The organism is uncultured Bradyrhizobium sp., assembly GCF_964252615.1.
Taxonomy (GTDB): Bacteria; Pseudomonadota; Alphaproteobacteria; order Rhizobiales; family Xanthobacteraceae; genus Bradyrhizobium.
This window is the reverse complement of the sequence record NZ_CAXUNQ010000007.1, coordinates 38,521-51,373: the sequence shown is the minus strand read 5'-3', so window position 1 is coordinate 51,373 and position 12,853 is coordinate 38,521. Positions and strand designations below refer to the sequence as shown.

Below are 12,853 nucleotides of genomic sequence, written 5' to 3'. Positions count from 1 at the left end.
AGGCTTGCTATCTGGAAGGATAGATCATGACTGCTGCGAAGCCCGCCTTGCGGCCCAACGTGCCGCATTTTTCCTCCGGCCCCTGTGCCAAGCGCCCCGGCTGGACCCCCGACAATCTCAAGCACGCAGCGCTCGGCCGTTCGCATCGCGCGAAAATCGGCAAGGCGAGGCTCAAGCTCGCGATCGAATTGACGCGCGAAGTGCTCGAAGTGCCCGCCGATTACAAAATCGGCATCGTTCCGGCGTCCGATACCGGCGCGGTCGAGATGGCGCTGTGGTCTCTGCTCGGTGCGCGACCGGTCACGACGATTGCGTGGGAGTCATTCGGCGAAGGCTGGGTCAGCGACATCGTCAAGGAATTGAAGCTCAAGGATGTCACCAAACTGCACGCGCCCTATGGCGAGATTCCCGATCTGGGCGGGGTGGATCCGAAGTCCGACATCGTCTTCACCTGGAACGGCACCACCTCCGGCGTGCGCGTGCCCGATGCGGACTGGATCGCGACCGACCGCGAAGGCCTGGCGATTTGCGATGCGACGTCTGCCGCATTCGCGCAAGAACTCGACTGGGCCAAGCTCGATGCGGTGACGTTCTCCTGGCAGAAGGCGCTGGGTGGCGAGGCCGGCCACGGCATGCTGGTGCTGTCGCCGCGCGCGGTGGCGCGTCTTGAAGGCTATACGCCGCCATGGCCGCTGCCGAAGATCTTTCGCATGACCAAGGGCGGCAAGCTTAACGAAGGCATTTTTGAGGGCGAAACCATCAACACGCCGTCGATGCTGTGCGTCGAGGATTATCTCGATGCGCTGAACTGGGCGAAGTCGGCCGGCGGGTTGAAGGGGCTGATCGCGCGCGCCGACGCCAACACCAAGGTGCTGGCGGACTGGAAGGTGAAGACGCCGTGGATTGATTTTCTGGCGAAGGATCCGGCGATCCGTTCCAACACCTCGGTGTGCATGAAGGTGGTCGATCCCGCCATCACGTCGCTGAGCAATGACGCGCAGTCGGATTTTGCCAAGAAGCTGGTCGCAATGGTGGAGAAGGAAGGCGCAGGTTACGATTTCGCGCACTATCGCGACGCGCCCGCCGGCCTTCGTATCTGGTGCGGCGCCACCGTCGAGGCAAAAGACGTAGCAATGCTGACGCAGTGGATCGACTGGGCGTTCGCCGAAATGAAATCGACGCTGGCAAAGGCCGCGTGAACCCGTCATTCCGGGGACGCACGAAGCGCGGCTCCGGAACCCAATTCAAAGCACTGCAACCTCGTCTGGATTCCCGGTGGCAAGCTCAGCGCAGAATTGATCAATTTTGTCGCAGAGCTCGCGCTGCGGAATGACGAAGATGGAAAGCCCCGATGTCCAAACCCAAAGTTCTCATTTCCGATGCGCTGTCTCCCGCCGCGGTGCAGATCTTCAAGGACCGCGGCATCGAGGTCGATTTCCAGCCCAATCTCGGCAAGGACAAGGACAAACTTGCCGAGATCATCGGCAGTTATGACGGCCTTGCGATCCGCTCGGCGACCAAGGCAACCGCGAAAATCCTGGAGCGGGCGACGCGGCTGAAAGTGATCGGCCGCGCCGGCATCGGTGTCGACAACGTGGAGATTCCGGCGGCGACGGCGAAGGGCATCATCGTGATGAATACGCCGTTCGGCAATTCGATCACCACCGCCGAGCATGCCATCACCCTTATGCTGGCGCTGGCGCGCGAGATCCCGCAAGCCGACGCCTCCACGCAAGCCGGCAAGTGGGAAAAGAACCGCTTCATGGGCGTCGAGATCACCGCCAAGACGCTGGGGGTGATCGGTTGCGGCAACATCGGCGCCATCGTGGCGGATCGCGCGCTCGGACTGCGCATGAAAGTGGTGGCTTACGATCCGTTCCTGTCGCCGGAGCGCGCCAGGGACATCGGCGTCGAGAAGGTCGAGCTCGACGATCTGTTCAAGCGCGCTGATTTTATCACTTTGCATACCCCGCTCACCGAAAAAACCAAGAACATCATCGACGCGGCGGCGCTTTCCAGGATGAAGCAGGGCGTGCGCATCATCAATTGCGCGCGGGGCGGTCTCGTCGACGAGCAGGCGCTGCTCGATGCGCTGAATTCCAAGCAGGTCGCGGGTGCGGCGCTCGACGTGTTCGTGGAGGAGCCCGCGATCACCAACGTGCTGTTCGGTCATCCCAATGTGATCTGCACGCCGCATCTGGGCGCCGCCACCACTGAGGCGCAAGAGAACGTGGCGCTTCAGGTCGCCGAACAAATGTCGGATTATCTGCTGACCGGCGCGATCTCCAACGCGGTGAACTTCCCCTCGATCACCGCCGAGGAGGCGCCGAAGCTGAAACCGTTCATCGATCTTGCCGAAAAGCTCGGCTCGTTTGCGGGTCAGCTTACCGAAACCGGTATCACCAAGGTCACGATCACCTATGAAGGCTACGTCGCGGAAATGAAGATCAAGGCGCTGACTTCGGCGGCGTTGACCGGGTTGCTGCGGCCGATGCTGGGCGACGTCAATGTGGTTTCGGCGCCGGTCGTCGCCAAGGAACGCGGCATGGTGGTCGACGAAGTCGTGCGCGCGGCGCAAAGCGATTACGAGAACCTGATCACGGTCACCGTCGCCGCCGAACGGCAGGAGCGCTCGGTATCCGGCACGGTCTATGCCGACGGCCAGCCGCGTCTCGTTGACATCAAAGGCATCCGTGTCGACGCCGAGTTCGGCAAGTCGATGATCTACATTACCAACGAGGACAAGCCCGGCTTCATCGGAAAGTTTGCGAGTCTGCTCGGGGACGCCAGGATCAACATCGCGACCTTTCATCTCGGCCGCAACGAGCAGGGCGGCGACGCCATCGCGCTGGTCGAAATCGACGGCGAGGTGCCGGCGGACGTGCTGGTCCAGGTGCAGTCGCTGCCGCAGGTACGGCATGCCAAGGCGCTGCGATTCTGAGTTGCTGCGACGCCGAACTGACCATCGCCGTCCGCAGGCGCGCCTGCCATTCCAGGACTGCCGATTAGGCGAACAACCGTTCGCGCGGACGACTCGTGGAAGGGTGATTGCCTCCTGCGACGACTTGCTCTCTGATGCCGGTATGAGCATGCCGAGGCCATACAATCGGCCTGCGACAGGGAGCAACCGTCCATGCCTTATCAGCACATCCTCGTCGATGAACCGAAGCCGCGGGTTCAGCGCATCACACTGAACCGGCCGGACAAGCGCAACGCGCTGAACAACCTGCTGCGCAGGGAAATCTTCGACGCACTGCAGTCAGCCGATCGTGACCCGAACGTTTCGATCTCGATCTTGCGAGGCGCTGGTTCGTGTTTTTCGGCGGGCTACGACCTGGCAACGGACAATTCGGTCGATCAGCCCTATCATTCGTCGGCGGGGCCAGGACAATGGGCGCGGCATGTGATCGAGGGGTGGTTCGGAATCTGGGACCTGGCCAAGCCGGTAATCGCGCAAGTGCACGGCTATTGTCTTGCCGGCGGCACTGAACTGGCTACCGCCTGCGATGTGGTCTACGTCGCCGACGACGCCGAGATCGGGTATCCCCCGGTGCGGCTGATGAGCCCGCCGGACATGCAATACCATCCGTGGCTGGTCGGCATGCGCCGCGCCATGGAATTGATGCTGACCGGCGACGCGATGTCCGGACGGGAAGCGGCGCAGTGGGGGTTTGCGACCAGATCGTTTTCATTGACCGAATTAGACCAACGCACGCTCGATTTCGCCGAACGCGTGGCGAAGGTGCCGGTCGAGCTGCAGCAGCTCAACAAGCGCTCGGTCCATCGCGCGATGGAGATCATGGGCGCGCGCGCCGCGATGCGCGCCGGCACCGAAATCCAGGCGCTGGCCTTCACTACCGAAGCGAGCCGCGCCTACATGTCCACTTTTCGCCGCGACGGCGGCAGCGTTAAAGCGCAGCTTGACCAGCGCGACACGGCATTCGGCGATTACCGGACCAAGAAGGAGTGAGCATATCCTTCCCGGCAACTCCGCCGTCCTCCTGAGAGTCCGACCGAAAAAGCCTCCAATGAAATCGGGCGTCGCCGTTGGTTCGTCATGCCCGGCCTTGTGCCGGGCATCCACGTCTTAAGGGCGCTGAAGCAAGAAAGACGTGGATGGCCGGGACGAAGCCCGGCCATGACGAAAATGACCCATTTTCATTCCGACGGCGAGAGCAGGGAAATATTGACCGCTTTTCGGTCAGCCTCTGAGGCGCCCGGCGATCGCGTCGCTTCGCTCGCTATGACGTAAACATTCACAGCCTCTCAGGAGGACGGCCGTGAGGGCGGACTCACTGCTTCTCGATGCCGGCGTCGGCGATCAGCTTCTCCCAGACCACGAGCTGCTCTTGAAGGAATCGCTCGAATTCCTCCGGAGGACCCGAAAATGCTTCCATGCCGCGCTCGCCAAGCTCTTTCTTGATCTCGGGCCGGTCGATGATCTTGCGGATTTCGGTATTGAGGCGCAGCACGATGTCCTTCGGCAGATTGGCGGGACCGAGATAACCCTGCCACGACGTAATATCGAAGCCTTTGACTCCTGCCTCGTCCATCGAGGGCAACGCGGGCAGCAACGCCGAGCGATTCTTGGTGGTCACCGCAAGCGCCTTCAGCGACTTGCCATTGACATGAGGCAGACCGGTCAGCACGTCCACGAACATCATGCTGACGCGTCCCGCAATGACGTCGGTCAGGGCCGGAGGCGAGCTCTTATAGGGAACATGAAGCAGGTCCAGCCCGGCGAGACGCGCGAAGGTGGCGCCCGACACGATCGCCGACGATGAGCCGCTGGCGTAAGAGTATTTGCCGGGCTCCTTCTTTGCCAGCTCGATCAGGTCCTGCACCGAGTTGGCGGGAATCTCCGGATTGATCACCAGCATGAAGGGTAGGTCGCCAGTACGCGCGATCGGCGTGAAATCCTTCATTGGATCGTAGCTCAGAGTCTTGAGCAGATACGGATTGGCGGAATGCGTGGTGTTGGTAGTGACGAACAGCGTGTACCCGTCGGGCGCGGCACGCGCGACATAGCTCGCCGCGATCGAGCCGTTGGCGCCTGCCTTGTTGTCAATCACCATGCCGATGCCGAGCGCGGTCCCGAGTTCCTTGGAGATGATCCGCGTCGTGGTGTCGGTGCCGCTGCCGGCGGCGAACGGGAGCACCAGCGTGATGGTGCGCGTGGGGTAGGCGGGTGTTTGGGCAAGGGCGCTGGATGTAAGGCTGGCAAATGCGAGCGCGGCGACGCGCGAGAACAGCGAAGTCATTCTGTTTCCTTTTCCCCGTAACATTATTTGATCAGCAGGCTAGCCCGCCAAAGCGCAAAGCGGAAGCCGCCGCCGTGCATTTATGCCGACGACGACTGTCGTGACGCAATCACGACGCCGGCAAGCACCAGCAAATATCCCACGAGATGGAACAGCCGCGGCTGCTCGCCGAGGAACAGAATCGCCATCGCCGAGCCGAACACCGGCACCAGATGGAAAAATGGCGCGGCGCGGTTTGGCCCGATCAGCGCAATACCGCGGTTGAAAAACAGATAGGCCAGCGCGGAAGGGAAGATTACCACATAGATCAGCGTCAGCACGGTGGTAGCGTCCGGCTTTAACGTGTATCCGGTCGACATTTCCCACAGCATGCCCGGCAACATCAGCAGGGCGCCGCATCCCATGGTCACGCCGATGAGCGACAACTGGTGCGTTACCGGCCGGCGGGGCATTAGCGCCGAATATATTCCGAACACGCAGAGCGCGCCTGCAAACATCACGTCACCCATGTTGAAACCGATACCGGCAGCCGCCGCCAAGTCGCCGCCAAGAACGATGGTAAGCACGCCGGACATCGAGATCGTGATGCCGAGGAGCTGCGCCCAGGTCAGCCGCACGCCGAACAGCAATAGCGACCATAGTGCGACGAACAGCGGTCCGGAAGACTGGATCAGGAGCGCGTTCAGCGCCTGCGTATACTGCAGTGCCCAGTAGGACAGCGTGTTGTTGATGGCAAATCCGCTCGCCGACAGCACCACGATGAGCGCAGGCCGCGCGCGCAGCGCCGGCCAGTCGCGCCGCAAATGCGGCCAGGCGAACGGCAGCAGGATCGCGAGCGCGCCGATCCACCGGATACAGGACAGCGTGATCGGCGGCACGTGGCCTGCGACGTAGCGTCCGAGCACGATATTTCCTGCCCAGAACAACGATGTCAGGCTTAGCAGCAGATAGGGCTGGTTGTTGAGCCAGCGGATCGGAGCGGCGGGCGTGGGCGTGCTGGCAGTCATCAGGCGAAGCCAGTGTTGCCCGAACGCTTCCGGCGCCGCAACCGTCAGCGCCGGGACGGTCCCATGCCGGAAACGGTCTTGCTGCCGATATCGGCTGCCCTCGCAAACGCCGGCATCCGTACCGACGGATCCTGGCGGCGGGACGGCATCGACGCTTCCGGCCTTTCACAGCCGGTGCAAGCTGGGACCTGCCGCCTTGGTGTGAGCAGGGCTACCCGGCCTTGCGCGCGCGCGGCTTTGCCTTGATTTCCTTCGGCGCGCTCTTCTCGTCGGCTTTGGCGGCGCGCTTGCCGGAAATCGGGAGCAGCATTTCGCGCTGGCCGACCGCCTTGCGGGGCTTCTTGGCCTTGGCGGTTTTGGTTGCCGCCGCGGGCTTTGCGGCTGCGTCAGGATTGGCGGCGGCGGGTTTGCCGGAAATGCTGCGCTTCAGCGCGTCCATCAGGTTGATGACGTTGTCATTCGATTGCGGCTTCGATGCCGCTGCGATGCGTTCGCCGTTGCGCTTCTTGTTGATCAGTTCGGTCAGCGCCGCCTCGTAATGGTCCTCGAATTTTGCGGGCTCGAAATGGCCCGACTTCTGCTGCACGATGTGCTTGGCGAGGTCGAGCATGTCCTTGGTGATCTTGACGTCCTGGATATCGTCGAAATAGTCGGCCGAATTTCGCACCTCGTATGGATAGCGCAGCAGCATGCCCACCAGGCCGTTGTCGCGCGACTCCAGCGCGATGACATGCTCGCGGTTGGTCAGCACCACCCGGGCCAGCGCGACCTTGTCGAGCGAGCGGATGGTTTCGCGGATCACGGCATAGGCATCATGGCCGACCTTGCCGTCGGGCACGATATAATACGGCCGCACCAGATACAGATCGTCGATTTCCGATCGCGGCACGAACTGGTCGATCTCGATGGTGCGGGTGGATTCCAGCGCGATGTTGTCGAGCTCGTCCTTGGAGATTTCGATATAGGTGTCGGTGTCGACCTTGTAGCCTTTCATGATGTCGTCGGAGGCGACTTCATCGCCGGTGTCGGCATCGACCTTGAGGTATTTGATGCGGTGGCCGGTGTTCCGGTTGATCTGATTGAAACTGATTTTTTCGGAATCGGAGGTCGCCGGAAACAACGCAACCGGGCAGGTGACGAGAGAAAGGCGCAAAAAGCCTTTCCAGTTGGCGCGCGGGGCCATGGCTTACTCCAGACACAACAGAACCGGCGGATACTATCATCGCGGGATCACTGGACAAAGATCGTTACGGTTAATTTGTTCCGGAATGGTGAATGATCCTACTGCGGTTGTGTCGATTGCCGGCGGTCGCGCACAACAGCAGGGCGAACGAAAAGGAAACGAGCGCGGCCGTGAAGCGCTGGACATCGCCGTGACGAATGCGCAGGAGTACGGGCCTGCAAGATAATTGCGTCACGCTTCCTGCACGTCAAAAGCGCTTTCCATGGCCATTGCCATTTTTGCATGCAAAACATCCGGTTCTGATTATACTCCGCGAATTAGTTGACGAATCTCCGGCGGCGCTATCATGACCGGAAGTTTGCACGGCGCGCCCGTCGCGATTTTTCTGCACATTCCTCCAGCAACGAGGTGGTGTCATGGGTTGGCTGAGTGATATCGGAAACGCCGTGTCGTCGGCCGCCGGCGCGGTCGGCGATGCCGTCGAAGGCGTCGTCGATGTCGTGACCAACACGGTCCAGGACGGTGTCGATACCGTCGTCGGCGGTATCCAAGACGGCCTGGGCTGGGCCAACTCGTGGCTGTGCCGCAACGCTGGCGGCGTGGGCTGCCGCATCGGCAACATCGTGCTCGGCGGACTTGCGGGGGTGGTCAAGGGCCTGCAGGACGTCATCGATAAGGTCTTCGACATCGTCCACAATGTCGGCGGCGCGCTCGGTGCGTTGCTGCATGGCGATCTTGCGGGATTTATCGGCAAGCTCGGCGCAATCCTTCTCGATGTGGTCGAACTGGTCCTGAATGTCGTCCGCTTCCTGACGCTCGGCACGCTTATCGGCGGCATCCGCGATGCCTGGCAGGCCGAGGACCTGCGCGAATTCGTTGACAAGCTTATCAATCAGCATTTCGGGTTCAATCCGTCGCAACTGGCACGAATCCGCGACCGTCTCGGGCTCGACCGCACCTCCTGGGGTTACCCGATGAACGCCGAGCATCGGGTGTTTCGCCTCGATTCCGGCAACGCGCCGCTCTGGCAGTGGCACCAGAACGGCATCATCGATCTCTATGCGATGGCCGGCCTTACCAGTTTCGATTCCTTCGACGTCGGCCGCCGGCGTACCCTGGTGCGATCGGCCAACGCCGACGGCACGATCGAGAGCAGTTTTCCGATCAACCGCTGGACGCTGGCGCATTACATCGACAGCGACGGCAAGGACGGACGCATCATCGTCTATGCGCTGACGGCGAACGCGGTAAAGGATTTCGTGCAGGTCTCGATCGACAAGTTCAAAAAGCTCGGGATCAACCTCAAATGGAACACGGGCGGGCGCTTCGAATATTTTCCCTCCATTCCTTTCCATGACATCGAAACCTTGAATGAATTGACCTTCGATCGCTCCAAGCTTGGACCCTATCTCGTCAGCGAAGGATTGCGCGATCCGCAGAGCGACCAGTGCAACCTGCTGGCACTTGCGGCCTTCGATCTCGTTACCGGTCTGGGTCAGACCTCGGGGCGGAACATCAGCGAAGGCAGCGCTGCCACGCCATGCACCAATACGCCGGAGCGCGACGACGGCTGCTGCATGTCAATCAATCGGCGCACCGGAGCCGGTGTCATCTATCACGATCAATGGCCGACCCAGATCTTCCGCTATGTTCTCGCGCATGAAGGCGGTCACTATGCCGGTCTGTGTCACTTCGGTCACGACGGGTTTCAGAACATCATGTTCACGCCGGAGAAAACCGCCAACCTGTCGTACTGGGACTGGGGCATGTTCCGCTACTATCTCGACAACGAGCCTGCTTTTACACTGGCCGACGCCAAGAACGTCTGGCGCTTCCTGGTGGCCGAAATGGCGCCGTGCCTGGACGATCCGGCAGCAAGCGAACCCGTCATCCTGTAGGAAGCAGCACCGGCTTCCGCGAGGCGACGTACACGCCGGTCAGCACCAGCGCGTAACCGAACAGATGAAACCAGTGCGGCTGCTCGCCGAGGAAGAAAATCGCCATCGCCGAACCGAACACGGGCACCATATGAAAAAAGGGTGCGGCACGGTTGGCGCCGATCAACTGCACGCCGCGATTGAAGCACAGATAGGCCAGCGTCGAGGGAAACACCGCGACATAGAACAGCGACAGCAGATTGGCGGCGTCGAGTTGCATTACAGGACGCGACAGCAGCTCCCAAATGAACAGCGGGACCAGGCATGCAGCGCCCACGCCGAACGTAAAGCCGACGAATGACAGGCTATGGATATCGGGACGTTTCGGCGTCAGCACCGAATACAGCCCGAAAATCGCCATCGCCACGGTGAAGATGACGTCGCCTTGGTTGAATTCGATGTTTTTCAGCGTGGTGAGATCGCCGTGCAGCAGGATCACCAGCACGCCGCACAGCGACAGCGCGATGCCGCAGGCCTGTGCCGGCGTCAGCCGGACGCCGAGCAGGGCCAGCGACCAGATCGCGACGAGCAGCGGCGCCGCGGACTGCAGTAACAGGGTGTTGAGCGCCTGGGTGTGTTCGAGCGCCCAATATTGCAACGTATTGAAGGCGGCAATGCCGGTCACCGAGAGCAGCACCATCAGGCCGATCCGTTCCCGGATCGCGTTCCAGTCGCGCGCCAGATGTCGCCACGCAAAAGGAAGGACGATCAGGAACGCGCCGGTCCAGCGCAGGAACGACAGCGTCACCGGCGCAATATGCCCCGCCGCGAAGCGGCCGACGATGGCGTTGCCGGCCCAGAACAGCGCGGTCAGGCTGAGCAGCAGATAGGGCTGGTTGGCGAGCCAGCGGGTGGATGCAGCGCCGGCACGATCGGAAGCACTCATTCTTGGCCCGGGTTAAAATGCCGGCGCGTCCGCCCGATGCGTACCACCGGGCCGGAATGATGCCGCCCGACGCGCTCCACAGACACGGATTTTCACCCGACATCAATGGCGCTGATGCATTGCGACCATGCGCGCGGCCGCACGCGGTTCAGGCCGCGAAGAAGCCGATACGGCGCCGTTCCCGCTGTGGCACTGAGGGCAGTAGTTCTTTCGTGCCCGAACCGATAAAACAGAGCCGATGCATGATTTTGTCCAGGCCGCGCGTATGGCACTTACGCTCATCGCCAGTCTCGATCCGGAGACCGTCGGGATCGTCGCGCTGTCGTTGAGTGTCAGCCTGTCGGCCAGCCTGATCGCCATGATGATCGGCGCGCCGCTGGGCGGCGCGCTCGCGGTCGGACGATTTCGCGGACGGCAAACCCTCATCGTGCTGGCCAATGCGCTGCTCGGGTTGCCGCCGGTGGTGGTCGGGCTGGCGATCTATCTGTTGCTATCACGGTCGGGGCCGCTCGGCTTTGCCGGGATGCTGTTCACGCCGGCTGCGATGGTCATGGCGCAGGTGGTTCTGACCACACCGATCGTGATCGCGCTGGTGCATCGTCCCGCCGCGCTGCTGTGGTCGGAATATGGCGACCTGATGCGCGCCGACGGCCTGTCGAAGGCACGAAGCGTCCAGTTGTTGTTCATGATCGGCAGGGGCTCGCTGCTGACGGCCTTTCTGGCGGCGTTCGGCCGCGCCATCGCCGAGGTCGGCGCCATCATCGTGGTCGGCGGCAATATCCGCGGCTTCACGCGCACCATGACCACGGCCATCGCGCTGGAAACCGGCAAGGGCGAACTTGCGCTGGCGCTCAGTCTCGGGCTGGTACTGGTGTTGATCAGCGTGCTGGTCAGCACCGCGGCGTTCCTGCTCAACGCCTGGGCGGACAATCGATAAGCCTACATCGCCTTCGGGTCGGCGTCCGGGAAGAACAGTTGCTCGCCGCCGACCTTGTAATCGGCGATGGTCTTCTGCCCGCCGGATGAGACGAGCCAGTCGATGAAGGCTTGGCCTTCTCCAGTTTTGACGCTCGGATGTTTGGCGGGGTTGACCAGCATCACGCCGTACTGGTTGAACAATTTCTTGTCGCCTTCCACCAGGATTTTAAGGTCACCGCGGTTCTTGAACGAAAGCCAGGTGCCGCGATCGGCCAGCAGATAAGCATTTTCCGAGGCCGCCATGTTGAGCGCGGCGCCCATGCCCTGGCCAATCTCGCGATACCAGGCGCCCTTGGCTTCCTCGAGGTCGACCCCGGCGTCTTTCCAATAGCGCAGCTCCGCGGCGTGGGTCCCGGAACGGTCGCCGCGCGAGATGAACGCGGTCTTGGCCGTGGCGATAGCGCGGAATGCCGCCATGACATCCTTGTTGCCGGCAATATGCGCTGGATCGGCATTCGGGCCGACGATGATGAAGTCATTGTACATCACGTCATAGCGGCGCACGCCGAAGCCTTCCGCCATGTACTTCTCTTCTGCCGCCCTGTCGTGGACGAACACCACGTCGGCATCGCCGCGCCGGCCCATGTCGAGCGCCTGTCCGGTGCCGACCGCCACCACCTTCACCGCGATGCCGGTTGCCTCGGTAAAGCGCGGCAGCAGGAAGCCGAACAGCCCGGACTGCTCGGTCGAAGTGGTCGAGGCGACAACGATCGAGGGCTGCTGCGCCAGCGCGGGCCCGGCGAGGAGCGACGTGAGGAGCGCAACAAGCGGAAGGAGGCGGTGATGCATGGTGCTTGCGTCTATGAGCAATCGTTAAGAACGAATATCATACAGGTCACCATGCGCAAGGCGGCGCGTTGTCGCTTGCGGTCAGCTTCCGATCTGCCGCGGGCAACCGAAGAGCCCGCGCGGCATTGTCTCGTCGCAGAAGGCACAGGCTGACACGGGGACGGTTGGGCTTCGATACGTCCAGCGACGCCCGGCATCGCGCGGCGATGCGTTCTGGAATAGGCTGCACGCCAACTCTACCCGGGAGGATACCATGTTGAGAGCCATCGCCGCTGCCGCGCTCGCGCTTGCCCTGTCGGCCGGTGCCGCGGCCGCGCAATCCGCGACGAGTCTCACGGACGGAATCGTCGGCACCTGGAATTTCGTGGTCGCCGAGGTCACGGCGCCTGACGGCAAGAAGTCGTTCCCGTTCGGCGAGACCCCCAAGGGCATTTTGATCTTCACAGCCGACGGCCGCTTCGCCCAGATCCATGTCGCCGGCAACCTGCCCAGGATCGCATCCAACAACCGCCTTACCGGCACGCCCGAGGAATACGCCGAAATCATGCGGCGCAGCCTGTCGGTGTTCGGCACTTACACGATTGACGAGGCCAACAGGACGGTGACCTACAACGTCGTCTCGGCGTCATTCCCTAATTGGGAAGGGGAGGTGCAGACCCGCAGCATCGACAAGCTCACAGCCGATGAGTTCGTCAACACCAACGCGGGCCTGGCCGGAGGGCGAGGCAGTGCGAGCAATTTTTACAGGCGGGTGAAATAGGAAAGGGGCGGGCAGGGCTGGCCGAAAGCGTGGCCGGCGCGGCAAAACGCTT

Annotated in this window: 11 protein-coding genes; 6 read left to right on the top strand and 5 right to left on the bottom strand. The window is 62.1% G+C overall.

Going from position 1 to position 12,853, the window contains the following annotated elements; genetic code table 11:
* Positions 1-26 precede the first annotated feature (26 nt).
* The 3 genes from ACFE72_RS06550 to ACFE72_RS06540 all read left to right on the top strand — a co-directional run bounded on the left by ACFE72_RS06550 (position 27) and on the right by ACFE72_RS06540 (position 3,970).
* The gene (locus ACFE72_RS06550) at positions 27-1,199 is read left to right on the top strand and encodes a phosphoserine transaminase (protein WP_375412264.1); all 1,173 of its coding nucleotides are present in this window, start codon (positions 27-29) and stop codon (positions 1,197-1,199) included.
* Positions 1,200-1,351: 152 nt separating this feature from the next.
* A complete protein-coding gene (gene serA, locus ACFE72_RS06545; RefSeq protein WP_375412263.1) occupies positions 1,352-2,941 on the top strand; it encodes a phosphoglycerate dehydrogenase in 1,590 nt (529 codons plus the stop codon).
* Positions 2,942-3,133: 192 nt separating this feature from the next.
* Positions 3,134-3,970 carry an enoyl-CoA hydratase-related protein gene (locus ACFE72_RS06540; RefSeq protein WP_375412262.1) on the top strand — a complete coding sequence of 279 codons (837 nt, stop codon included), beginning with the start codon at positions 3,134-3,136 and terminating at the stop codon, positions 3,968-3,970.
* Positions 3,971-4,292: 322 nt separating this feature from the next.
* Here the strand turns inward: ACFE72_RS06540 and ACFE72_RS06535 are convergent, their stop codons facing one another.
* From ACFE72_RS06535 to ACFE72_RS06525, 3 genes are all read right to left on the bottom strand, one after another.
* Positions 4,293-5,261, bottom strand: a complete 969-nt coding sequence (locus tag ACFE72_RS06535; RefSeq protein ID WP_375412261.1) for a Bug family tripartite tricarboxylate transporter substrate binding protein — start codon at positions 5,259-5,261, stop codon at positions 4,293-4,295.
* Between the two features lie 80 nt (positions 5,262-5,341).
* Positions 5,342-6,268: a DMT family transporter gene (locus tag ACFE72_RS06530; RefSeq protein WP_375412260.1), complete on the bottom strand. Its 927-nt coding sequence runs from the start codon at positions 6,266-6,268 to the stop codon at positions 5,342-5,344.
* A gap of 211 nt (positions 6,269-6,479) precedes the next feature.
* Complete coding sequence (locus tag ACFE72_RS06525; RefSeq protein ID WP_375412259.1) at positions 6,480-7,451, bottom strand: Ku protein; 972 nt, start codon at positions 7,449-7,451, stop codon at positions 6,480-6,482.
* A 416-nt stretch (positions 7,452-7,867) separates the two neighbouring features.
* Here ACFE72_RS06525 and ACFE72_RS06520 point away from each other — a divergent pair, with 416 nt between their 5' ends.
* Positions 7,868-9,349 carry a hypothetical protein gene (locus ACFE72_RS06520; RefSeq protein ID WP_375412258.1) on the top strand — a complete coding sequence of 494 codons (1,482 nt, stop codon included), beginning with the start codon at positions 7,868-7,870 and terminating at the stop codon, positions 9,347-9,349.
* Here ACFE72_RS06520 and ACFE72_RS06515 read toward each other — a convergent pair.
* Positions 9,339-10,274 carry a DMT family transporter gene (locus ACFE72_RS06515; protein ID WP_375412257.1) on the bottom strand — a complete coding sequence of 312 codons (936 nt, stop codon included), beginning with the start codon at positions 10,272-10,274 and terminating at the stop codon, positions 9,339-9,341. The genes ACFE72_RS06520 and ACFE72_RS06515 overlap by 11 nt on opposite strands.
* A gap of 238 nt (positions 10,275-10,512) precedes the next feature.
* Here ACFE72_RS06515 and ACFE72_RS06510 point away from each other — a divergent pair, with 238 nt between their 5' ends.
* Entirely contained in the window at positions 10,513-11,211 is a 699-nt protein-coding gene (locus ACFE72_RS06510; RefSeq protein WP_375412256.1) for an ABC transporter permease, read from the top strand.
* 2 nt (positions 11,212-11,213) lie between these two features.
* Here ACFE72_RS06510 and ACFE72_RS06505 read toward each other — a convergent pair whose 3' ends face one another.
* On the bottom strand, positions 11,214-12,041 hold the full coding sequence (locus ACFE72_RS06505; RefSeq protein ID WP_375412255.1) for a substrate-binding domain-containing protein: 828 nt from the start codon (positions 12,039-12,041) through the stop codon (positions 11,214-11,216).
* A 253-nt stretch (positions 12,042-12,294) separates the two neighbouring features.
* On the opposite strand from ACFE72_RS06505, the gene ACFE72_RS06500 reads away from it, so the two are divergent.
* The gene (locus ACFE72_RS06500) at positions 12,295-12,801 is read left to right on the top strand and encodes a lipocalin-like domain-containing protein (RefSeq protein ID WP_375412254.1); all 507 of its coding nucleotides are present in this window, start codon (positions 12,295-12,297) and stop codon (positions 12,799-12,801) included.
* The last annotated feature ends 52 nt before the right edge of the window (positions 12,802-12,853 follow it).

Excerpts from the sequence above, each read along its gene's own strand:
- ACFE72_RS06530 (WP_375412260.1), bottom strand. The coding sequence starts at position 6,268 with ATGACTGCCAGCACGCCCACGCCCGCCGCTCCGATCCGCTGGCTCAAC.
- serA (WP_375412263.1), top strand. The coding sequence starts at position 1,352 with ATGTCCAAACCCAAAGTTCTCATTTCCGATGCGCTGTCTCCCGCCGCG.
- ACFE72_RS06535 (WP_375412261.1), bottom strand. The coding sequence starts at position 5,261 with ATGACTTCGCTGTTCTCGCGCGTCGCCGCGCTCGCATTTGCCAGCCTT.
- ACFE72_RS06500 (WP_375412254.1), top strand. The coding sequence starts at position 12,295 with ATGTTGAGAGCCATCGCCGCTGCCGCGCTCGCGCTTGCCCTGTCGGCC.
- ACFE72_RS06520 (WP_375412258.1), top strand. The coding sequence starts at position 7,868 with ATGGGTTGGCTGAGTGATATCGGAAACGCCGTGTCGTCGGCCGCCGGC.
- ACFE72_RS06550 (WP_375412264.1), top strand. The coding sequence starts at position 27 with ATGACTGCTGCGAAGCCCGCCTTGCGGCCCAACGTGCCGCATTTTTCC.
- ACFE72_RS06525 (WP_375412259.1), bottom strand. The coding sequence starts at position 7,451 with ATGGCCCCGCGCGCCAACTGGAAAGGCTTTTTGCGCCTTTCTCTCGTC.
- ACFE72_RS06505 (WP_375412255.1), bottom strand. The coding sequence starts at position 12,041 with ATGCATCACCGCCTCCTTCCGCTTGTTGCGCTCCTCACGTCGCTCCTC.
- ACFE72_RS06540 (WP_375412262.1), top strand. The coding sequence starts at position 3,134 with ATGCCTTATCAGCACATCCTCGTCGATGAACCGAAGCCGCGGGTTCAG.
- ACFE72_RS06515 (WP_375412257.1), bottom strand. The coding sequence starts at position 10,274 with ATGAGTGCTTCCGATCGTGCCGGCGCTGCATCCACCCGCTGGCTCGCC.
- ACFE72_RS06510 (WP_375412256.1), top strand. The coding sequence starts at position 10,513 with ATGCATGATTTTGTCCAGGCCGCGCGTATGGCACTTACGCTCATCGCC.